Source organism: Sphingobacterium sp. UGAL515B_05, assembly GCF_033097525.1.
In the GTDB taxonomy this organism is placed as follows: Bacteria; Bacteroidota; Bacteroidia; order Sphingobacteriales; family Sphingobacteriaceae; genus Sphingobacterium.
Map to the genome: position 1 here is coordinate 578,162 of NZ_CP109907.1, position 21,916 is coordinate 600,077.

Annotated in this window: 18 protein-coding genes; 12 read left to right on the plus strand and 6 right to left on the minus strand. The window is 40.1% G+C overall.

The features are described 5' to 3' along the window. The first annotated feature begins 2 nt into the window (after positions 1-2). From OK025_RS02285 to OK025_RS02300, 4 genes are all read left to right on the plus strand, one after another. Positions 3-824, plus strand: coding sequence for a thymidylate synthase (locus OK025_RS02285; protein WP_317668181.1), 822 nt, complete (start codon positions 3-5; stop codon positions 822-824). 65 nt (positions 825-889) lie between these two features. Continuing rightward, positions 890-1,384, plus strand: coding sequence for a dihydrofolate reductase (locus OK025_RS02290; RefSeq protein ID WP_317668182.1), 495 nt, complete (start codon positions 890-892; stop codon positions 1,382-1,384). 4 nt (positions 1,385-1,388) lie between these two features. Then, a complete protein-coding gene (locus tag OK025_RS02295; protein ID WP_317668183.1) occupies positions 1,389-2,039 on the plus strand; it encodes a hypothetical protein in 651 nt (216 codons plus the stop codon). 64 nt (positions 2,040-2,103) lie between these two features. Then, positions 2,104-3,312 carry a serine hydrolase gene (locus OK025_RS02300; protein WP_317668184.1) on the plus strand — a complete coding sequence of 403 codons (1,209 nt, stop codon included), beginning with the start codon at positions 2,104-2,106 and terminating at the stop codon, positions 3,310-3,312. Between the two features lie 114 nt (positions 3,313-3,426). Here the strand turns inward: OK025_RS02300 and OK025_RS02305 are convergent, their stop codons facing one another. Further along, positions 3,427-4,434 (minus strand): D-alanine--D-alanine ligase family protein, encoded by a 1,008-nt coding sequence (locus OK025_RS02305; RefSeq protein WP_075991306.1) that lies wholly within the window; start codon positions 4,432-4,434, stop codon positions 3,427-3,429. A gap of 146 nt (positions 4,435-4,580) precedes the next feature. Here OK025_RS02305 and OK025_RS02310 point away from each other — a divergent pair, with 146 nt between their 5' ends. The 6 genes from OK025_RS02310 (at position 4,581) to OK025_RS02335 (ending at position 11,273) form a co-directional block, all read left to right on the plus strand. Continuing rightward, a complete protein-coding gene (locus tag OK025_RS02310; protein ID WP_317668185.1) occupies positions 4,581-5,567 on the plus strand; it encodes a PASTA domain-containing protein in 987 nt (328 codons plus the stop codon). Between the two features lie 191 nt (positions 5,568-5,758). Beyond that, positions 5,759-6,799 carry an endolytic transglycosylase MltG gene (gene mltG / locus OK025_RS02315; RefSeq protein ID WP_317668186.1) on the plus strand — a complete coding sequence of 347 codons (1,041 nt, stop codon included), beginning with the start codon at positions 5,759-5,761 and terminating at the stop codon, positions 6,797-6,799. Beyond that, positions 6,799-7,206 carry a thioesterase family protein gene (locus OK025_RS02320; protein ID WP_317668187.1) on the plus strand — a complete coding sequence of 136 codons (408 nt, stop codon included), beginning with the start codon at positions 6,799-6,801 and terminating at the stop codon, positions 7,204-7,206. The genes mltG and OK025_RS02320 overlap by 1 nt, the downstream gene beginning before the upstream one ends. A gap of 1 nt (position 7,207) precedes the next feature. After that, positions 7,208-8,173 (plus strand): YihY/virulence factor BrkB family protein, encoded by a 966-nt coding sequence (locus tag OK025_RS02325; protein ID WP_317668188.1) that lies wholly within the window; start codon positions 7,208-7,210, stop codon positions 8,171-8,173. A 228-nt stretch (positions 8,174-8,401) separates the two neighbouring features. Further along, on the plus strand, positions 8,402-10,333 hold the full coding sequence (gene rpsA, locus OK025_RS02330) for a 30S ribosomal protein S1 (RefSeq protein WP_075991301.1): 1,932 nt from the start codon (positions 8,402-8,404) through the stop codon (positions 10,331-10,333). 100 nt (positions 10,334-10,433) lie between these two features. Then, positions 10,434-11,273 carry a sulfurtransferase gene (locus tag OK025_RS02335; RefSeq protein WP_317668189.1) on the plus strand — a complete coding sequence of 280 codons (840 nt, stop codon included), beginning with the start codon at positions 10,434-10,436 and terminating at the stop codon, positions 11,271-11,273. Position 11,274: 1 nt separating this feature from the next. Here OK025_RS02335 and OK025_RS02340 read toward each other — a convergent pair whose 3' ends face one another. From OK025_RS02340 to gyrB, 4 genes are all read right to left on the minus strand, one after another. Further along, positions 11,275-13,176, minus strand: coding sequence for an ATP-dependent DNA helicase RecQ (locus OK025_RS02340; RefSeq protein ID WP_317668190.1), 1,902 nt, complete (start codon positions 13,174-13,176; stop codon positions 11,275-11,277). Beyond that, positions 13,173-15,257, minus strand: coding sequence for a ComEC/Rec2 family competence protein (locus tag OK025_RS02345; protein ID WP_317669751.1), 2,085 nt, complete (start codon positions 15,255-15,257; stop codon positions 13,173-13,175). Before OK025_RS02345 ends, OK025_RS02340 begins: the two co-directional genes overlap by 4 nt. Continuing rightward, the gene (locus tag OK025_RS02350; protein ID WP_317668191.1) at positions 15,254-17,290 is read right to left on the minus strand and encodes a hypothetical protein; all 2,037 of its coding nucleotides are present in this window, start codon (positions 17,288-17,290) and stop codon (positions 15,254-15,256) included. The genes OK025_RS02345 and OK025_RS02350 overlap by 4 nt, the downstream gene beginning before the upstream one ends. A 158-nt stretch (positions 17,291-17,448) precedes the next feature. Continuing rightward, positions 17,449-19,407, minus strand: coding sequence for a DNA topoisomerase (ATP-hydrolyzing) subunit B (gene gyrB, locus OK025_RS02355; protein WP_317668192.1), 1,959 nt, complete (start codon positions 19,405-19,407; stop codon positions 17,449-17,451). A gap of 191 nt (positions 19,408-19,598) precedes the next feature. Here gyrB and OK025_RS02360 point away from each other — a divergent pair, with 191 nt between their 5' ends. Both OK025_RS02360 and OK025_RS02365 read left to right on the plus strand, forming a co-directional pair. Beyond that, positions 19,599-20,216 carry an OmpH family outer membrane protein gene (locus tag OK025_RS02360; protein WP_046673981.1) on the plus strand — a complete coding sequence of 206 codons (618 nt, stop codon included), beginning with the start codon at positions 19,599-19,601 and terminating at the stop codon, positions 20,214-20,216. A gap of 88 nt (positions 20,217-20,304) precedes the next feature. Continuing rightward, a complete protein-coding gene (locus OK025_RS02365) occupies positions 20,305-21,210 on the plus strand; it encodes a CorA family divalent cation transporter (RefSeq protein ID WP_312482150.1) in 906 nt (301 codons plus the stop codon). Here OK025_RS02365 and tsaB read toward each other — a convergent pair. Further along, positions 21,205-21,912, minus strand: coding sequence for a tRNA (adenosine(37)-N6)-threonylcarbamoyltransferase complex dimerization subunit type 1 TsaB (gene tsaB, locus OK025_RS02370; RefSeq protein ID WP_317668193.1), 708 nt, complete (start codon positions 21,910-21,912; stop codon positions 21,205-21,207). The genes OK025_RS02365 and tsaB overlap by 6 nt on opposite strands. Positions 21,913-21,916: the final 4 nt, after the last annotated feature.

A 21,916-nucleotide genomic window follows, 5' to 3' on the forward strand; every position in this document is an offset into this window, starting at 1 on the left:
AGATGAAACAATATTTAGATTTACTCAGACATGTATATACGAATGGTGTTGTAAAGACAGATCGTACTGGCACAGGTACCAAAAGTGTCTTTGGATATCAGATGCGTTTCAACCTTCAGGAAGGTTTCCCTTTGGTAACGACAAAGAAATTACACCTGCGATCCATTATTCATGAGCTGATCTGGTTCCTTAAAGGTGAAACCAATATTCAGTATCTCAAAGAAAATGGCGTAAGCATTTGGGACGAGTGGGCTGACGAACAAGGAAATTTAGGGCCTGTATACGGATCACAATGGCGCTCCTGGCCAACACCTGATGGCCGCCATATCGACCAGATCACACAGGTGATCAACCAGCTGAAAAATTCACCGGATTCACGCCGCATTATAGTATCGGCATGGAATGTTGCCGAAATAGAGCATATGGCACTCCCTCCTTGCCATGCTTTTTTCCAATTTTATGTGGCGCCAGCACAGCCCGAAAAAGGCATCATGAAACCACAATTGTCCTGTCAACTGTATCAACGTAGTGCGGATATATTCCTTGGCGTACCTTTCAACATTGCCTCTTATGCTTTGTTAACGATGATGGTCGCACAGGTTTGCGACATGGAAGCCGCAGAGTTTATCCATACCCTGGGCGATGCACATATCTACAGTAACCACTTCGAGCAAACGGAGCTCCAATTGAGCCGCGAGCCAAAAGCGCTACCGCAGATGAAAATAAACCCTGAAGTAAACGATATCTTTGAGTTCAAGTTTGAAGATTTTGAATTGTTAAACTACGAATCACATCCACATATCAAAGCTCCGGTTGCCGTTTAACAATGAAGGCACCTAATTTTGTAACAACATTATTTTAGCGGACGAATAATCACATTATATCAAAAATGAGCAACCCAACGATCACATTAATCGTAGCTGCGTCGGAAAACAATGCCATCGGAATCGACAACCAGATGCCTTGGCATTTACCCAACGACTTTAAATATTTTAAGAAAAATACCATTGCGCATTCTGTCCTAATGGGCAGAAAGACTTTTGAGGCCATAGGCAAAGCTTTACCGGACAGAAGGAATATTGTCATCACGCGTAATGCGAATTTCCAGGGAGAAGATATTGATGTAGCCAATAGTATTCAGGAGGCACTTTTATATTGCCGGGATGAACGCGAAGTGTTTATCATTGGTGGCGCAAACATTTATCAGCAAGCGCTACCCTTGGCAAACAAAGTGCTTTTGACACGGGTACATACAACCCTAAAAGGAGATGCTTTCTTCCCTGAATTACCTTCCGAAGAATGGGAATTAATTTCCTCAGATTCGCATCAGACAGATGAGAAACATGCATTTGCTTATACCTTTGAAGTTTATACGAAAAAATAAATCCATGGGTATTAAAACCAACAGGCAAACATACACTGGAACGCCCAAGTATGTGCTGCCTATTTTATGCTTCGGACTTGCTATGCTGGGTAATTTGTCGCAAGTTTTTGCGCAATTCCGTGCACCTTATACGATTCGTACGCCAGGTGGGAATATTACAATACCAGGATCGTATGCGCCGATCCTCTATTCTTTCGACCGCGAACCGATCAGCAGTAGGTATAAATTTTATATTGTTTTAAAAAATGACAGTACTATCGTTTCAAAAACCAAAATAAAATTGAGAACCGCAACAGCACCAAGTGAAATATCCTGGCGGGAAAAAGGCAAGAAATATACAGTAACACCCGATCAGACGAAAGAAATCTATCGGATAGATTATTGGAACAAGAAAATAAAAGGCATTCCACAGGACAGCTGCTGGTTATTTTTGGTCGACACTGTCAGTTATGAAAAGCGAATCCGCCGCTATAGCATGACCGCTGATATCAATCAGCCTGCCATATCGCATTTCAAGATGGAAAAGGCGAAGGAAATTTTACCACTGAAAAAAGAAACCTTGGAGCCTTATGTAGAGGGAAATGAAAATGCAAAAAAACTCCTGTCAAAAAACAAATTGTTAAAAGCTATAGAAGAGCTTAATCTACAGAACTAAACAAGCGCAACACTTTGATCTAAAGCACATGCATAAATACCTCATCTTAATTTTCACTCTATTCATGTCAGACGCATACGCTCAGCAGACAGATACTGTTTACCTGGAAAAATTACTTCAAAGTCATCCTGATCTATTTCAAAACATATTAAGTCATCCGACGAAAAATGAAGTGCAGATTCTGTATACGCAAATTGATCGTGACAAATCGAATAGGCCACATTTCAGGTCCTATAGCTATCGACTGAATCCGAACTGGTATTTTTATCCCGCAAGTACCGTGAAGTTGCCGACAGCAATTCTGGCCTTAGAAAAAATCAACGATCTCCATCTAGCCGGTTTAACCAAAGATACTCCCCTCCGTATTGATTCTGCATTTGAAAAGCAGACTAAGGTTCTTGTGGACGAGTCGGCAGCCAATGGTCTTCCCTCTGTTGCACAATACGTAAAAAAAATACTGTTGACCAGCGACAATGATGCACAAAATAGACTGTTTGAATTTATTGGCCGTGCTGAACTGAATGCAAAACTAAAAAAATACGGCACCAAATACAGCCGTATCGTCAACCGTCTTGCCATTGGCGACAAAGGAATATGGGCCAAACATACCAATCCCATTACCTTTTACAATGGAAAAGATGTCATCTACCAACAAGCGGCCCAATTCGACCCAAAAGACTATCCCCTAGAGCTGGCCAATACGCTTCAGGGGAAAGGTTACATGAACGATAAAGATGAACTTATTCATGAGCCATGGAGTTTTGAGGGGCTTAATGTCTACGCACTCGAAGATCAACAGTTCATATTGAAGAAATTACTATTTCCGGAAGCATTTCAGCCTAAAGAACGATTTAATCTAAAAAAGGAGGATTATGCCCTACTCTATGACTACATGTCGCGCTATCCCTTTGAATCAGATTTCCCGAAATATGATCCGACTGAATTCTGGCCAACGTATAGCAAGCTCCTTTTTTATGGACGTGAAAAAAATGCGACCTTAAATCCCAACATCCGGATCTTCAACAAGTATGGAGATTCTTATGGCTATAATATTGATAATGCTTATATCGTCGACTTTGAGCATGGGGTAGAATTTATGCTCGCCGTTGTTGTGCAGTCCAATGAAAATGGCATCTACAACGATGGACGCTATGAATACGACACAATAACCTACCCCTTTTTAAAGAATATCGGGCAGGTAATTTATCAGGAGGAATTGAAAAGGGTTAAAAAGTTTAAACCCGATCTATCCAAATTTGATTTCAGAAAATAAAACACACAAAAACGGCTTTCAATGTATGAAAGCCGTTTTTTTATCGCTATTGCGGCATATTTTTATCCGCTTTGGCCAGAAGGCTGCTTGCTTCACGGCATTTCTGAAATAGAACTATTTCGATTGTAAGGCTGTTTCGATCAACTCACCGTAAAAATCCCCCTCCTTCATTCCAAAAGCCCGTACCTGCTGCGGAATAAAGCTTTGTGGAGTTTGCCCGGGAATGGTATTGATTTCGATAAAATAAAATTTATCGGTATCGTTTTCCAAAAAGAAGTCTACCCGAACCATACCTTTACAGTTCAATCTCACATAGATTTCTCTTAAAATACGCGCAGCACGCTCCTGCTGTTCGATCGTCAGGTCCGCCGGCGTAATCTCCTCGGTCAATCCAGGGACATACTTGGCTTCATAATCAAAAAATTCGCGTGTAGTCCGAACTTCTGTGGCAGGCAAAACAACAAGCTCGCCTTTTGAATTCCGAAAAATTCCCTCAGAAAATTCGCGTCCAGTCACAAATTCTTCAACAATAACCTGTTTTCCTGTATTTTCCGCATCAAAAGCTTTGTCAATCGCTTCCTGCAGTTGTGCCGATTCCTTTACTTTGGTCATTCCGATACTACTTCCTCCGGCATTAGGTTTCACAAAATAAGGGAGTGAAAGATTACTTTCGACGATTTTGAGTGCCTCCGGGCGTTGCGATTCAAACAGTAGGACCGATTTTGCCAAATGCAACTCGGGAATATCCGATAAGATCGCTTTTGTATACCCTTTATTCATGGTTAATGCAGATGTCAAAGCATCACATGACGTATAAGGAATATCCAATAAATCAAAATAGCTCTGAAGTCTTCCATCTTCTCCAGGCACACCATGCACCATAATAAAAGCTAAGTCAAAAGTCAAGATATCCCCATGCAATGGAAGGGTAAAATCAGCTTTTGAAATCGGATGACGCTTACCGTCTAAATCTTCATAGTACCATGCTTCTTTGGTCACTGTAATCAAATATATATCGTATTTGTCGTGATCAAGTTGAGAATTGACGAAGGCAGAACTTTTAAAAGAAACTTCAGCTTCTCCTGTATAACCTCCAGTTATTAATGCTATTTTTGCTTTCATAAATTTTAGCGATTCGAATAGCAAATATAATTTGCTATACACGGAAAAACGAATAATTTTGTGAGGAATAATTTTATTTAATCATTCTGCAAACTTGGCTTTAATATTGCGGTTCTATGCAGAATTAATTTTTATCAAACAGAGAAATGTCCAAAGTCGTACAATATCTTCAGACCCCCACTTTTAGGAAAAATCTTGTTGCCGCTGTTATCGCGATAGTATGTCTATTCCTTTTCGTTTATATTGGACTGAAAATATATACCAAACATGATGAATCTATCGCCGTTCCTAAAGTGAAAGGCCTTCATATCAGTGCTGCCATCCAAGCGTTGGAGGAAGCCGGGCTGGAGTATCAAATTGACTCCGTCTATCAGATGGATGCCAAACCGGGCATGGTCATAGAGCAGGACCCCGAACAAGGATTTCATGTAAAGTCGGGTCGGACTATTTATTTGACCATTATCACACAGGTTGCACCTGAAGTTGCTTTTCCGAATATAAAAGATAAAACATTGATCGAAGCAACAGCCATCTTGAAAAACCATAACCTTCGAATCGGTGACACTTCTTATGTCGCGGACATCGCCCGGGATATCGTATTGGATGCTCAATTTGCAGGACAATCTATCCGCAACGGACGCATGATTCCTAAAGGTTCACGTATAGATCTAGTTTTGGGAAATGGACTTGGAGCAAATGAGGTGGAGATACCTAATTTAGTTGGGCTTCCATTAAACGAAGCAAAGTTCGCCTTGTCTGGAGCTGGCTTAGGTCTAGGTACTGTAACCTACGATCCAAGCGTAACAGATACAGCCACTGCAGTAATCAGTGTACAATCACCAGGAATAGAAAAGGGTCTGACCAGTTTAGGGGCTAAAATTGACGTTACACTTTCACTCACAGCACCAACAACAACTACAGGGGCTCCAGCTGGAGGTACGACAACACCTAAACCACAGGCAAACCAAACACAGGTGACTCCGCCAGCGGCAAAACCTCCGGTTCAGTCAAAGCCTGTTGCTCAAGCAAAAAGTAACACAACAAATAGCCCTACAGCTAAACCGACAACGACAAATCCTGCAGCAGGGCAAAAAAAGGAAAAGGAAAATAAAGGGAATAGTCTAGGTTTTTAAGTTTATTGACTCAAAAATGAAGCTGCGTCGAATGATCGCCATCATAATGGATTTAAGTTCTTGGCAGGCACAGGATATAAAATATCAAAGATGGGAAACGCTATAATACGCGAGATTTCATCAACCATTGACCGCTAAAGGCTATATAACGGCTATAAATAGCGAACAACAGATGAATAAAAAATTTTATAATGGAAAATAAAAAAAGAATACCAAGTTGGTTAAAAATCATTGCGTTAATCGTTATCGTTGTTGGAGGTTATTTTGCTTGGACATTTTATAGAGCATTTTATGCTTCGAATGTATCGGGAGAGAAAAAGTACCTGTATATACACGAGGGTGAAAAATATGAGGATGTATTGAAATCAATCAAAGATTCAAATCTAGTGGATGATATCGCTTCCTTTGAGCGTGCTGCACAATATAAAAAATATGAGCAAAGTATAAAACCCGGACGTTATCTGTTAACCCCAGGGATGAACAATAGACGCTTAGTTGGCAATTTGATTGGCGGTTACCAAGAACCAGTAAAATTCAGGTTTTCCAATGTAAGACTGAAAGAAAATATGGCCGCACTCCTTGGAAAAAGTTTTGAGGCAGATTCTGCTCAATTTATTGCTGTATTGAATGATGAGGCTAGCGCACAGAAGTATGGATTTACGAAAGAAAATCTGATTTCTATGTTCATCCCTAATACATACGAAATTTATTGGAACACCAATCCGGAAAAAGTAATTGCTCGTTTTGATGATGAATGGAAAAAGTTTTGGAATGCGGATCGTACGGCAAAAGCAAAAGCGCTTAATCTGACACCACAACAGGTGAGCACATTGGCATCGATTGTGAAAGGTGAAGCTTTGCACCAGGATGAAATGCCCATGATAGCCGGCTTATATTTAAATCGTCTCAAAAAAGGTATGTTATTGCAAGCAGATCCTACGGTGATCTTTGCTAATAATGACTTTACCATTAGAAGGGTATTGAATAAGCACCTCAGAACAGACAATCCTTACAATACTTACATCTATAGAGGATTGCCTCCAGGCCCTATATCAATTCCAAGTATCGCTGCAATTGATGCGGTCTTAAACTTTAAGCAACATGATTATATTTACATGTGTGCCAAAGATGATTTTTCGGGTTACCATAATTTTGCAAAAACAGAGGCTGAGCATTTGATCAATGCTCGTAAATTCCAACAGGCTCTGGACGCTAGAAATATTAAAAAATAATGTTTGTATTTGACCATCAGATTCGCGTCCGCTACGCAGAAACAGACCAAATGGGCTATGTCTATTATGGAAACTATGCTGCGTTTTATGAAATAGCGAGAACTGAAATGCTGCGGAGCACGGGGATATCGTATAAGGAGCTGGAAGAAATGGGTGTCATGCTCCCCGTTACGGAGATGAAGACCAAATATCTGAAACCAGGCAAATACGATGACTTGATCACGATACGGGTAACAATCCGCAAGAAACCTGCCGTGCGCATCATTTTCGAATATGAGCTTTTCAATGAAAGTGGGGAACTACTCAACCAGGGAGAAACAACCTTGGTCTTTGTCAATATGGAGAAAAATAGACCTTGTATGCCGCCACAGGTTTTCCTGGATAAGATGAGTAAATATTTTAATTGATATGGGGAAAATCCACCAATGGCTATTAAATTTTGAACCTTATTTTAGATTAATCGAATGGAGTAAACGTGTCGTACTACCTGGCTTTGGCTCACTACCACTTTATACTGTGGCGGTATTTTTCTTTCAGGAGCTTTCCAGAGATTCCATCGTCAGCAAGGCTTCTTCCCTTTCCTATAGCTTTCTATTGGCCATTTTTCCAGGAATCATTTTTCTATTTACATTAATCCCTTATATTCCGATTAATAATTTTCAGGAACAGTTGTTGGATTTCCTTGCGGTAGTAATTCCTAAAAATGCATTTCTCGTTGTTGAAACGACATTGGAGGATATTATCAAAAACCAAAATGGTGGATTGCTGTCTTTTGGTTTTGTGTTTGCGGCCTATTTTGCGACCAATGGCATGGCCTCCCTCATGAATGCCTTCAATAAAGCTTCCCTGATGACGGAGAGAAGGCCCTGGATCAGAAAACGACTGCTTGCCCTAGCCTTGGCTTTTCTGATTATTTTTGCTTTAACAGCGGGGATGACGATATTTACCATAGCTGGCATTACGATAGACTACCTCAAGGAAACGACAGGGATTAAGTCCAGCTTCTGGGCTATTCTACTTAAAGTAGCCCGATGGTTGATCATATTTGCTATTTACTTTTTCACCGTAAGTTGTATTTACAAATTTGGTCCCTCCAACTCCAATAAATGGAAACTCTTCAGTCCAGGAGCTTCTATGGCTACCATTTTAGCGATATTGACGTTTTCAATATTTACCTTTTATATCAATCATTTCGGCGCATATAACAAACTGTATGGATCCATTGGGACATTGATCGTCATTATGCTCTGGATTTACCTGAATACGCTTATTTTATTATTGGGATATGAGCTTAATGCGGCCATAGCGCTGTCCAAACAAACCATTGTTATTGCCAAGCCACGCATTTTCAACTCTTTTAAGCGAGATGACTAAGTCGTCTTCAGCCACTTAAAATCTATTTTATCGGAAAAGGATTTTCGCAAATAAAGTCGAGAATTAGCAATAGTACAATTCAAATACCATCCCCTACGGGGCTGGCATGTAAAAAGTCCCTTATAACTGAAAGTCTTTCAATAAAATAAGAAAAATAAAATTTTGCATTTAAAGTTTTTTTGTACCTTTGCAACTCCTACAAAGTAGGAAAAAGGAGAAAATTAATTAATGGCAAAAAAACAAGAAGCAGAAAAAGAATTAGCAGCGAAAAACGCAGAGCTACAAGGTGCTGACACTAAAGTAGTGAAAGACACTGAAAAAATTGAATCAGAAGCTGATTCAAACTTAATCGACGAAATCAAATCAAACACTTGGATCACACCAGAAGGTGAATTTGACTGGGATGCAAATGATAAAGGTTTCGGAAATTATAGCGATGCTGAACGCGCTAAACTTGAAGCACAATACGCAGATACTTTCAACCAAGTTAACCAAGGTGAAATTATTGAAGGTACTGTAGTTTCTATCAACAACAAAGACGTAGTCTTAAATGTTGGTTTCAAATCTGACGGTTTAGTTTCTTTATCAGAATTCCGCGACTTACCAGAATTAAAAGTTGGTGACAAAGTTGACGTATTCGTTGAATCTCAAGAAGATGCTAACGGTCAATTAGTACTTTCTCGCAAACGTGCTAAAACTCAAAAATCTTGGGAAGCTATCAATGAGGCATTGGAAAATGATGCAATCATTACTGGTTTCGTTAAGAGCCGTACTAAAGGTGGTCTTATCGTTGATATCAAAGGTGTTGAAGCATTCTTACCTGGATCTCAAATCGATATCAAACCTATCCGTGACTACGATGTATACGTAGGTAAAACAATGGAATTCAAAGTTGTGAAAATCAACCACGAATTCAAAAACGTTGTCGTATCACACAAAGTATTAATTGAAAACGACTTAGAAAACCAAAAATCTGAAATCGTTGCTAAATTAGAAAAAGGTCAAGTATTAGAAGGAACAGTTAAAAATATCACTGACTTCGGTGTGTTCATCGACTTAGGTGGTGTTGACGGTTTATTGCATATCACAGATATCTCTTGGGGTCGTATCGAGCATCCAAAAGAAGTTTTATCGCTAGATCAAACAATCAACGTTGTTGTATTAGACTTTGATGATGAGAAAAAACGTATCGCTTTAGGCTTGAAACAATTATCTGAGCACCCTTGGGAATCTTTAGATACTGCATTAGAAGTTGGTTCTAAAGTTAAAGGTAAAATCGTAACAGTTGCTGATTACGGTGCTTTCTTAGAAATCATCCCTGGTGTTGAAGGTTTGATCCACGTTTCTGAAATGTCTTGGTCACAAAACTTACGTTCTCCACAAGAGTTCTTGAAAGTTGGTGATGAGATCGAAGCGCAAATCTTAACCTTAGATCGCGATGAGCGTAAAATGAGCTTAGGTATCAAACAATTGACTCCAGATCCTTGGAAAAACATCACTGAGCGTTACCCTGTAGGTTCTAAACAAACAGCTGTTGTTAAAAACATGACTAACTTCGGTGTATTTGTTGAGTTAGAAGAAGGTATCGACGGTTTGATCCACATCTCTGATTTATCTTGGTCTAAAAAAATCAACCACCCTAACGAATTCACTAAAGTTGGTGAAACATTAGACGTAGTTGTTTTAGAATTAGATGAAGAAAACCGTAAATTATCTTTAGGTCACAAACAATTGGAAGAAAACCCTTGGGATACTTTCGAAACGATCTTTACTGAAGGTTCTATCCACGAAGGTACTGTGATCAAAGTTGGTGACAAAGGTGATATCGTAGCTTTACAATACGGTGTTGAAGGTTTCTGTCCTTCTAAACACTCTGTTAAAGAAGACGGTTCTTCATTGAAAGTTGATGAAGTTACTTCATTCAAAATCATCGAGTTCAACAAAGAGAACAAACGTTTGGTAATTTCTCACTCTCGTATCTGGGAAGAAGAGAAAGAAGAAGCTCGCAAAGAAGAGTCTAACAACCGTAAAAAAGACGCTAAAGCTGAGTCTTCAGCTGTGAAAAAAGTAAAAGATTCTGTTGAAAAATCTACTTTAGGCGACTTAGACGTATTAGCTCAATTGAAAGAGCAAATGGAAAATGATAAAAACGCTAAGTAATTAGCAATTTCAATCCATAAAAAGCGGCTGTTCCAAAAGGACAGCCGCTTTGTTTTTATAGGGATGCTTTTGTAATTTTGTATCAATAAACGTTATTGTTATGTCATTCAAATCAGCCTTAATTAACCCCACAGAACTTCAGGAATCACTGGGACAGCATACAGACATTGTCCTCCTCGATTGCACCATCGACAAAGTTGGTCAATCCATCAAGGATACCAAGTTCGAAGTACTTCCCCATTCTCAATTTTTTGACATCGAAGGGAAACTTTCGGATGCTACTTCCAAATTACCGCATACCCTCGTTTCTGCAGCGGTATTCGAAAGGGAAATGCAAAGTCTGGGAATAAATCAGGATAGTACGGTCGTATTATATGACAGATGGGGCGTTTATTCAAGCCCAAGGGCCTGGTGGATGTTTAAGGTGATGGGATTTGAACAGGTCTATATTTTAAATGGTGGTGTTCCCGCTTGGAAAAACAGCAAACTGCCAGTCGTAGACCAGTATACAACCGCTGCAAAAGCCGGCAACTTTAAAGCGCAATTTCAAGCAAATCTGTATGCCGATAAAGAGTACGTCTTAACCCATTATCGGGATGCTCAAGTGAATATTTTTGACGCCAGAAGTAAAGGTCGATTCAGCGGCTTAGTAGCTGAACCCCGGAAAGGCCTTCATGGTGGGCATATCCCCCATTCCAAAAACCTACCCTTCGAAGAATTATTTGATGGAATCGTTTATAAACCCGTTGATGAATTGAAACAGCAATTTGATCATTTTAATGCGACGGGAAATGAATATGTATTCTCCTGTGGATCGGGAATCACGGCCTCAATCTTAGCATTTGCCGCTCACCTTGCCGGGCACGAGCAAATCCGTGTATACGATGGCTCCTGGTCAGAATGGGGACGTGAAGAGCTCAATCTTCCCGTCGAAAAATAGCTTAAAACAAGGTATTCCAAGAATAGAGATTATCCTCCAAGCGGATTTTTTCCGCGTCCAGGAGATCACGGATGATCTCTATTCTTTTCTTTTCTGTACCTATCGTCAGACTCGCCACCAAATCGTGAATATTTTTAGCTCCAGCAAGTAAACTGCTTTTGATTTCTGCTTTTATTTTTGCCCGCTGCTTTTCCTGATGATTGCGGATCAAACATAAATCGCATACTTCACAGAATCCCGCATTTTTCTCTCCAAAATATAACAACAGCGACTGACTGCGGCAATTGCTCTGTTCAATATAAGCGATCATGCCATTGACTTCCTCTTCCTTCACCTGATGGCGATCGCGAATAAAAATATGATCGATATGCAGGTGTTTGTAATCGACTCGGTTCTGCAAAAAGGTCAATTGTGGTGCATCTGTAGAAGGCAGATAGCTCGCTATTTCCAGTGTCTCCAACGACTTCAACAGCTCGACAACACGAGCATAAGGCAGACCTAACTTACGTGCAAATTCATATTCATTGATGAGGATATAGTTTTCAAATACACCACCATAGCTGCGCAAAATAGCCTTAATAAGCTTATCATATTTGACATACTGCACCTGAACTTTATACAATTCGGCGCTATCAATTTCAAACTTAAAGCGTGAAGGTATTGTGACAGCTTCTGACAAAACCAACCAAGTGTCCCGCTCCAGAAACTTCAGCGCATTCATAACAGGAACCAAGGGCAGCTGATATTTTTTTGCAAATGCAACAACATCAAAATCTACAGTCACTCCTTCTCCAGAACCATAGGGAATCTGAAAATGATTACAAAGGTAATGATAGGTCTGTTGAATAAATGGAATATCAGGAAAGCTCGCTTGCAAATTATCGACAAGTTTCCGCTCATCTGCCTTTTGATAAAGAATAACGGGATAGGCCTTCTTGCCATCTCTTCCTGCCCTACCGGCTTCTTGATAATAGGCCTCCAGCGAATCAGGCAAATCGAGATGAATGACAAACCGTACATCGGGTTTATCAATTCCCATCCCAAATGCATTTGTGGCTACAATAACGCGAACAACATTTGTCATCCACCCTTGCTGTTTCTGATCGCGTTCCTGCCCCGTGAGCCCGGCATGGTAATAATCTGCCGAAATGCCATTATTGACCAAAATACGGGCTATCTCCTGCGTTTCCCGCCGGTTTCTGACATAGACAATACCGGATCCACCCAACTTGTGTATGATGCGGACCATACGTCCCATCTTATCCTCTTCCTCAATGGCCATATAAGCCAAATTGTCGCGGAGAAAGCTTTTGACAAATACGTTTTCTTTCGGAAAATTCAGTTTTTGTTGTATATCGCTAATGACACGCTCAGTTGCAGTCGCTGTAAGGGCCAGAAAAGGAACCTTGGGGTGCAGTTCCCGTAACTTAGCGAGTTCTAAATAGGGTGGTCTGAAATCATACCCCCACTGAGAAATACAATGTGCTTCGTCTATCGCAAAAAGATTTACATTCATAAATCGTATGCGCTCCCTCACGATATCATTGTACAATCTTTCAGGAGAAAGATAGAGAAATTTTATTTGACCATAGACGCAATTGTCCAATGTTATATCCACCTCCCTCTTCCGCATTCCAGCATAAATCGCGACCGCTTGAATTCCATTTTTTCTCAAATGCTCAACCTGATCTTTCATCAATGCTATGAGCGGTGTAACGACAATACAAATCCCTTCCCGCATCAAGGCAGGTACTTGAAAACAAATCGACTTTCCGCCACCAGTCGGCAATAAAGCCAGTGTATCTTTACCTGAAATGACCGATTGAATAATTTCTTCCTGCAGGGGTCTAAATGAATCGAATCCCCAGTATTGCCTTAAGATTGATATATTATCTTGCGTCATAAGTTCTCCTTATCCCAAACATACGCAAAATTATCTTTCATGAGATAATTCTGTATCCCCAAACTATCCAACATACGTTTTGTATGCTTGGATTGCTCCATTGAATTTGATCCATCCAGTATAACAAGTTTTGGTCCAATTTGCTTCAATAAACGAGGTAAACCATTTAGTAAATTTTTTCTGATAATGACAAGATCGGCATGTGTCATTGTTCCCCCTGCATGCGATAAAATGGCAATTCTACCTAAAGGTAGCGTAACAAGGTAGTTTTTCCGCTCCCGACCATTCAAAGCTACAAACTGAACTTTTTCCCGCGTCAATAATTGGATTTCTCTTCCACATGCATATTGCAAGCCTGGGGATTGCACAGAATCAAATGTGCTGTAAACGATACCGCGCCCATCGTTGAAATACCCGATCGTCAACTCATGTTTCGTATTATAGACCCGAAACCGTTCTACATCTTTATTTTCTAGGTATTCTTGCGCAGTGATCAATAGTATTCCAATTGCACAGCATCCCCCTAGCCAAACGTATTTTTTATCTTTCCATTGAAAAGCATATAAAAAAGAAAATAGTGCAAAATAGGTCAAGAATAGCAGCTCCAGTCCCATAGGTGCAACTTTTATTGTTGAGAAAGCCAAATGTTCGATAAATTTCAAACAGGATAAGATGAAAGCAATGAGATGTTCCAATAGGAAACCCAATAAATCGTTAAGCACCTGTATTGGGTTGATTGTCATGATAAAACCAAGATACATCACTAAGGTTGAAGGCAAATCGACTAATACATTGGCTATCAGAAAATACGTCGGAAATTGCCCAAAATAATACAAGCTCAGCGGTGTGGTCAATAGCTGCGCAGCAATAGAAACAGCCAAAACATCTCTCAAAAGCCGTGATATCGGTCTTTTGACCGGAAGGAATTCTTCGACAAGCGGCGAACATATCGTCATACCCAAAACGGCTAGAAAGGACAGCTGAAACCCCACATCGACGACAGCTCGTGGAACCACAAGCAGAATCAATAATGCGGCAATAATAAGCGAATTCAGTGTTGAAAAGCTTCGTTTAAAATGCTGTGCACATAGCACAAAGCTAATCATAATAGCCGCCCGTGTAATAGGTGGATCAAGACCGGCAATAAAAGCATATATCCAGATCATACTCCATAACAAAATTAGTGGCAGCCATCTAAGATAGGAAGGCCAGGCAATGCGCTTGAAAATAAGGGATAAAAAACCGAATAAAACAGCAACATGCATTCCCGATACACTTAACACATGTATTGTTCCCGTATTGGTAAAAGCCTGGATGCTTTCGGCACTGATATCGCTCCGGGACCCATATAATAAGGCTGACGCTATAGCAAAGTGTTCCTCCCTTTTAATATGAGGACGAAGCTTGACCAAAAAAAACCGCCTTATTTGTAAGGCAAGCCCAGTCAAGGAAAAAGCCATTGTTTCTCTCCTACTGATCAGCTTATACCGACCAAAGACTGCGAAAGCTTCATGATAGATATGCCGCCTTTTCAAATATTCCTTATAATCAAATTCCATTGGATTGAATGGCGGAGCTATTTCCTTTACTTGACCTTTTAACCACAATAGATCACCAAACTGCAATGGGTTCTTCTGGCTGGATTTTAAAGATAACATTAGTCTACCTGTAGTTTCAACAAATTCACCTTTTTGGTAAGCCCCTATTACTTCTGCCGAACAACGAATAAAATCCCCCTTCACCTTGGGCTCTTCAATAATTTTGACAACATAGCTATCCGTCATGATATGGGAGAAATGACTGGTTGTGACCAAAGGGTCCTCACGCCAAAATTGAAAAATCCCAAATAATACAACAGACACATAATACCCGCAGGTGTAACCATATTGACGAATTCTTCCCTTTAATAAATAACAACAACACGTTATCAAAACCAGCACAACTAATAGCTGTTGAACCCATTGGAAAATATGGAGCGACATAGGCAATCGAGGTGCCAGAAGAAGCGTCACAAGATATGGGACAGCAAGCTTAAGCGTAGGAAGTCGCTCCAACCTTTGCTGAAAACTCAACTCTTTCATAACTGCCACCGCAACTGTACCTTAATCTCTGACTTTCTATTCCCCTCAATTTGGTCCAATCCAGTCCCGATATTCTCCCGCCCCGGATAATAATAGACCGCATATTTGGCCCATACCTGAAGATGGCGATTTAACCGATACTGCAGGTTGAAATACATTCTCCATCCCTTTGTATTGTACATTCCAAAACCCGAGGCGTATAACACATCCTGCTCATAGGCATAAATCCGATTATCATAACTTGCCGCATCGAAATAGGCAACGCGCATATTCGACTGGAATTTTCCAGCGCTAGACTTCCAGAACACATCTTGATAAAGCATATAACCAAAACTATTCTCCTGATACTCTTTTTGGAATAGATTGGCTTCAACACGGGAGCGAATCGTCCATATTGAACTTAGACGGTAATGAAATTCTACCCTGAACTGCTGTTTGCTGGTATTCACAAGCCCATGCTCGGTTTGTCCCGCTCCCTGGTAATTAACTTGTTTCAATCGGTTGCGATAGCGCAATGAAAGTTGGCCTCTTTTGTACCACATATAACTCAGCTGGCTAAAAAAATCAGCGCCTGTAGATAGCGTATCAGCCTGATACTTGGCTCCCGGAAAACGAAATATATCCGCATAATTGGACCAGAGCAATTTTCTACCCAATTGATACGTTAATCCCAAATAAGCCCCCTGCTCGTTGGAGCTGTTATCCGATTCACCAAATCCCTGTCCATAAAAAGTATGAAAATTTTGCTTATAGTCCCGAAGCAATATAACTGATGATAAACGTGGATGTAAACTTATGATAGATCCTACTAACAGTGCTGAACCGCCATCCATGCTGTTTGCGTACTCACCAAATAAATAAGCATTCCGAATCGTATAGTTTGCATATAGACTTATATTGCGCAAAAAATCACCCTCAAAGTCCGCCTTTTGCCGTATACCATTGCCTTTTGTTTTAAAGACATTCAATTGTGTCTGATTGAAATGAACACCCATTTTGAACCGTTTATAGCGCCACAATAGATTCAATCCATAGGCTAGTTGCGATGCTGCGTGACGGTATTGCTGTTCGGTTGCAGTCCGATGCAGGCCTGAGCTTGCGATAGTTGAAATCGTAGGCGGAGAAGTAGTACGGTTAACTTTTCCATCAATGGATTGGTAGGAGAAATAAGGTGTAATTTCAATGTGCCTAATCTGTAATGTCCCGGCAATGCCACGCATAAAATTAGCCTCATTTAATGACGTATATGACTTTACGCCGATCCCTTGTCTTGCAGTATGCTGTACCAATCCCCCTTTTCCAAAATTCAAACCATTCCACATACTGAGTCCCTGGCCAAATTGCAAAACATAGTCACCGATCACGATATTTCTGAAACGGCCTAAAGACTTTATCGATATACTTAGGCTATAGAAATCAAATCCCATTTTTTGCCTGTCTCTAAAAAATGGCTCCCCCGCATCTTTCTCCATATTAACCGCGAAATGAAATCCATCGTTTAACTGGGCTCTATATCGAAAAGCATAGCGATTGGCATCGCCAAGATAATGGGATTTCGTCGTATCGACTATACGGTAGCCCTTTGCTTTTTCGAGTATCCGGGCGTACCGTATTAAAAATTCCTGTTTAAAATTTCTCGATTTCAGGGTTTCAACGGCAGATTCCGGACCTACCCTTACAAAAGGTAACAGCAAACTGATTATTCGTTCATTAAACCCTTCAATGGCCTGTAATTCGAGTAGGTCTATAAAATCTCCTGAAATGGCCCTATGGTCCAGTAGGTGTTCGATTAATAAAGGATCCAAAAACTGTAATTCAGTGAGTTCTCTGCCATCAGTTTTGTTTAGATCGATCGGGTGTTTGAGATAATGATACCACTTTTCAGTGAATTCACTCAGATCAGCATCCTCAGGAAGCTCTTCCGATAAGCTTTCAAATAAATCTTGGAGATCGATTTTTTCATTTGTTTGCGCCGTACAGGTTAGTCCAATAAAACAACCTATAAAGAGCAAAATCTTGCTACAATATTTCATAATAGGTTTTAATTAATATTGGCTAAATGCTAGGCGATGAACCTTTTATCCCGGCAGAAAAACGATTCACTCCTATGAAATTAGGAAATATAAAAGAATAAAAAAAGCCTGATGAAAAATTTCATCAGGCTTTTTTTATTCTTTTATGATCAAATCAATTATATATCAATTTTAGCATAGCGTGCATTTTTCTCAATAAATTCACGACGTGGAGCAACTTCGTCCCCCATCAACATCGAGAAGATACGGTCACACTCAGCCGCATTTTCAATTGTCACCTGTCTTAAAGTACGCGTTTCAGGATTCATGGTTGTATCCCATAACTGTTCAGCATTCATCTCTCCAAGACCTTTATACCGTTGTACGTGTACACTATCCTCTTTACCACTTCCTTTCAAACGTTGAATCGCATTGATACGTTGGTCTTCATTCCAAGCGTACTCATGCTCTTTCCCTTTTTTCACCAAGTATAGCGGCGGTGTAGCGATATATACGTATCCCCTTTCGATCAATTCCTTCATGTATCTGAAATAGAACGTGAGGATCAATGTTGTAATGTGGGACCCATCCACATCGGCATCGGTCATGATGATGATGCGGTGATAACGTAATTTTTCAAGATTCAGTGCCTTAGCATCTTCGGCAGTACCTACACTCACCCCCAAAGCTGTAAACATATTTTTGATCTCCTCATTTTCGTAGATCTTATGTTCCATTGCTTTTTCGACGTTCAGGATCTTACCACGTAAAGGCATGATCGCCTGATGCTTTCTATCACGACCAGACTTGGCAGTACCACCCGCAGAATCCCCCTCGACAAAATAGATCTCACATTTCGTAGGATCGTTGTCTTGACAGTCGGCCAATTTACCCGGAAGTCCGGAGCCCCCCATAACGGTTTTACGTTGAACCAAATCACGGGCTTTACGTGCGGCAGCACGTGCTTGAGCTGCAATGACAACCTTTTGAACAATAGATTTTGCCTCACGTGGATTCTCTTCCAGATAAACACCTAAGATCTCACCAACAGCAACATCTACAGCGCCCATCACCTCAGAGTTACCTAATTTCGTCTTCGTTTGTCCCTCAAATTGAGGTTCTGCAACCTTCACCGAAATTACAGCTGTCAATCCCTCGCGGAAGTCATCACCGGTAATTTCCACTTTTAAGTTTTTAAGCAAACCTGACTTGTCCGCATACGCTTTCAAGGTACGTGTCAAACCACGACGGAAACCTGCAACGTGAGAACCACCTTCAATCGTATTGATGTTATTCACATAAGAATGGACATTCTCTGAATACGTATCGTTATATTGTAAAGCCAGTTCAACAGGGATACCTTGTTTCACGCCTTCAACATAAATTGGTTCAGGAATCAACGACTGACGGTTACCATCTAAAAATTTCACAAACTCTTTCAGACCACCCTCTGAATAGAATGTTTCTTTCTTTTCAGAACCGTCTTCATTTGCTTCACGCTCATCATTCAACGTCAAACTCACACCTTTATTTAAAAATGCAAGTTCACGAAGACGATTTGCCAATGTATCGTAATTATAAACGGTAGTCTGCGTGAAAATTGTCGCATCCGGGTGGAACGTTACAATAGTACCCGTCTTATCAGAAACACCAACTTCTTTCACATCATACAAAGGTTTACCAATTTGGTACTCCTGCTGGTAGATCTTTCCATCACGATGAACCTCGGCCTTCAAAAGGGTAGACAGGGCATTCACACAGGAAACCCCAACACCATGCAGACCACCAGAAACCTTGTATGTATCTTTATCAAATTTACCTCCGGCGTGCAATACTGTCATTACAAGCTCTAGGGCTGATTTATTCTCTTTTTTGTTGATCCCTGTAGGAATACCCCGACCGTTATCCCGGACAGAAATCGAGTTATCTTTATGGATAGTAACAAAGATATCTGTACAATATCCTGCTACAGCTTCATCGATTGAATTATCAACAACCTCGTATACCAAATGGTGCAATCCTTTTACACCGGTGTCACCGATATACATGGATGGACGCTTACGAACCGCTTCTAAACCCTCTAATACCTGAATATTATCGGCCGAATAGGTGGATGCATTCTTATTTTCTTCGCTCATTGAAAACCTCTTAAATGTAATATTCAAAAATACGAAATTTTGGCCGATTTATCAAGTCCGTGAACAAGTATTGAACCTATATTCCGAATTATAATACACAGGATAATTTTACTTTTTTATTACTAAAAACTAGAATTTCGATTTTTTTATGTTAGGTTTGTTTTCAGTAATAATTTGCAAATAACAAAAAAATGAACACTATATTTTCAATTGTATCGAAAGTTTCCTTTGGCCTTTTATTGGTTGGAACTATTGCATCATGTAACCAAGGTGCAAAAACAGCAAACGAACCTGCAAAAAATGATTCCAATACGGTAAGCAAGGAGAGCCAGGGAAGTAACAAAGATAAAATCGTCTATTTAAACTCGGATTCACTTTCTGAAAAATATCAATATTTTAAGGATATTAAATCAAAGCTTGAAAACAAGGTAAAGAAAGCACAAACAGATCTACAATCTAAAAGTACTGCATTCCAACGCGAAGTTGCCGAATATCAAAAAAATGCAGCTACAATGTCTGCACCTGATAGACAAGCTACTGAACAAAAACTGGCACGTAAACAAGATGAGCTTGCCCGCCTAGATCAAACAGCTTCTTCCTCTATTGCGAAAGACGAGTCTGAAGAGTTCAACAATGTTTATAATAAAATTACCGAATTCCTGAAAAAACATGCTGCAGAAAATGGCTACAAACTGGTATTGACCTATTCGAAAACCAATCCGACAGTATTGTATGCTGATCCATCGTTGGAAATCACGAATGAAGTAATCAAACAGTTAAACGAAGAATATAAATCTTCAAACAAATAGAAGATCATAATAATTTAGGAAAGCCATCAACTGAGTTGATGGCTTTTTTTATTTTCTTTCTTATCTTGTCCTTACTAAAATTAGATTTATGGTCAGAACGATTGTTGAAAAGGAAATCGCAAACTACGAATGGATAGATATAGCTGAGCCAACCTCAGAAGACTTCACCTTCATCAAAGAGCGCTTCAATTTGAATGAAGCCTCGATCAAGGATTCCAAAGAACCAGAACATCTACCGAAAATTGAAGAATTTGAGAATTATACCTTTGTTATTCTCCGTGTCATGTCGGACAATTTCAAAGAAAATTCAGACAGTATCGGAGAAGTCACCGACCGCCTGACCATCTTCTACGGAAGCGATTTTGTGATTACTGTGCACAAACGTCGCATCGAATTTTTAGAAAAACTCAAGAACATTGAATTTACGTCCATCAAGACAAAAAATAGCCGTAAACTGGCTGTATTTATCACGACTGCGGCTGTATTCACCTTTAGTCAAACTTTAGAGCAACTTTCAACACGCATCGATGCATACGAAGAATTAATATTCCTCAAACGCATGAAACAACAGCCCATACTGAAAAATCTCTATTTTATCAAAAGGCAGATTGATGTTGCACGAAAGGTCATCTTTCTCTACAGAGAGGTCGTTGAGCATTTTCATTCCTCGTCCAAAAAAGATGTGTACACCCGCGATTTAAAAGATCTCCAGGTCCGGACATCAACCTTGTACGAAAACTTATCGGAAAATGTAGCGCAACTACTGAATGTGTATTTCAATATCTCGTCTAATCACACCAATGAGATTATGCGCATCCTAACGATTTTTTCCGTATTTTTTATGCCAATCACTTTTGTGGCAGGAATTTATGGAATGAATTTCAAAAATATGCCCGAATTAGAATGGTACTATGGATATCCAGTGGCCATGGGAATCATGGTCGCCATATCCCTTGCGATTTATCTGTGGTTCAAAAGAAAAGGTTGGCTATAATAAGCCAACCTTTTTCTTTGCAGGGGTAACCACAAAATCTTTAAGATAGAATGGCTCGAAATAAGCAACATCCTCAAACTCTTTCCGCTGAAATTTATCAAAGGCCAATGGCGATAGAAAAGCCGCCGAAACTTTAAATCCACTCAGCACATCCACGCGATCGTTTGCACTGAACAAATCTTCGAATTTATCCGCTCCCGAACCAAATAAATGGACGCGATGGTAGTTCAGCAATAATTCATTGAAATAATCAGCATCGATAATTTCTGCAGATGTTGCTCTCACCAACGTAGCATCATGACTATAAACTGCTGAATAGACTTCCATCCGACGGGCATCGAGCATAGGAAGATAAGCTTCATCTTTTTTTAAACCAAATTGCCCCTTATACCCTAAAAACAACGCTTCTAACGTATTAATAGCAATCAAAGGTATATCTAAGGCATAACAGAGACCTTTGGCCGTAGACACCCCGATCCGCAAGCCTGTATACGAACCTGGTCCCATACTCACCGCGACAGCATTTAAATCCTGCATCTTTCGGCCTGTCTGTTTGAGAATCTCCTCAATCAAAATAGTCAATTTTGCCGCATGCGCATTCGGTTCATCGAGATCGATAACTTGTAGCGTTTGACCATTTTCACTCAAGGCAACCGAACATACAGTGGTTGACGTATCAATTTGTAAAATTAAATTATTCATCGTC

What these genes read in the sequence shown, in the direction of transcription:
- OK025_RS02285 (WP_317668181.1), top strand. Translation starts at nt 3, where the DNA reads ATGAAACAATATTTAGATTTACTCAGACATGTATATACGAATGGTGTT.
- OK025_RS02290 (WP_317668182.1), top strand. Translation starts at nt 890, where the DNA reads ATGAGCAACCCAACGATCACATTAATCGTAGCTGCGTCGGAAAACAAT.
- OK025_RS02295 (WP_317668183.1), top strand. Translation starts at nt 1,389, where the DNA reads ATGGGTATTAAAACCAACAGGCAAACATACACTGGAACGCCCAAGTAT.
- OK025_RS02300 (WP_317668184.1), top strand. Translation starts at nt 2,104, where the DNA reads ATGTCAGACGCATACGCTCAGCAGACAGATACTGTTTACCTGGAAAAA.
- OK025_RS02305 (WP_075991306.1), bottom strand. Translation starts at nt 4,434, where the DNA reads ATGAAAGCAAAAATAGCATTAATAACTGGAGGTTATACAGGAGAAGCT.
- OK025_RS02310 (WP_317668185.1), top strand. Translation starts at nt 4,581, where the DNA reads ATGTCCAAAGTCGTACAATATCTTCAGACCCCCACTTTTAGGAAAAAT.
- mltG (WP_317668186.1), top strand. Translation starts at nt 5,759, where the DNA reads ATGGAAAATAAAAAAAGAATACCAAGTTGGTTAAAAATCATTGCGTTA.
- OK025_RS02320 (WP_317668187.1), top strand. Translation starts at nt 6,799, where the DNA reads ATGTTTGTATTTGACCATCAGATTCGCGTCCGCTACGCAGAAACAGAC.
- OK025_RS02325 (WP_317668188.1), top strand. Translation starts at nt 7,208, where the DNA reads ATGGGGAAAATCCACCAATGGCTATTAAATTTTGAACCTTATTTTAGA.
- rpsA (WP_075991301.1), top strand. Translation starts at nt 8,402, where the DNA reads ATGGCAAAAAAACAAGAAGCAGAAAAAGAATTAGCAGCGAAAAACGCA.
- OK025_RS02335 (WP_317668189.1), top strand. Translation starts at nt 10,434, where the DNA reads ATGTCATTCAAATCAGCCTTAATTAACCCCACAGAACTTCAGGAATCA.
- OK025_RS02340 (WP_317668190.1), bottom strand. Translation starts at nt 13,176, where the DNA reads ATGACGCAAGATAATATATCAATCTTAAGGCAATACTGGGGATTCGAT.
- OK025_RS02345 (WP_317669751.1), bottom strand. Translation starts at nt 15,257, where the DNA reads ATGAAAGAGTTGAGTTTTCAGCAAAGGTTGGAGCGACTTCCTACGCTT.
- OK025_RS02350 (WP_317668191.1), bottom strand. Translation starts at nt 17,290, where the DNA reads ATGAAATATTGTAGCAAGATTTTGCTCTTTATAGGTTGTTTTATTGGA.
- gyrB (WP_317668192.1), bottom strand. Translation starts at nt 19,407, where the DNA reads ATGAGCGAAGAAAATAAGAATGCATCCACCTATTCGGCCGATAATATT.
- OK025_RS02360 (WP_046673981.1), top strand. Translation starts at nt 19,599, where the DNA reads ATGAACACTATATTTTCAATTGTATCGAAAGTTTCCTTTGGCCTTTTA.
- OK025_RS02365 (WP_312482150.1), top strand. Translation starts at nt 20,305, where the DNA reads ATGGTCAGAACGATTGTTGAAAAGGAAATCGCAAACTACGAATGGATA.
- tsaB (WP_317668193.1), bottom strand. Translation starts at nt 21,912, where the DNA reads ATGAATAATTTAATTTTACAAATTGATACGTCAACCACTGTATGTTCG.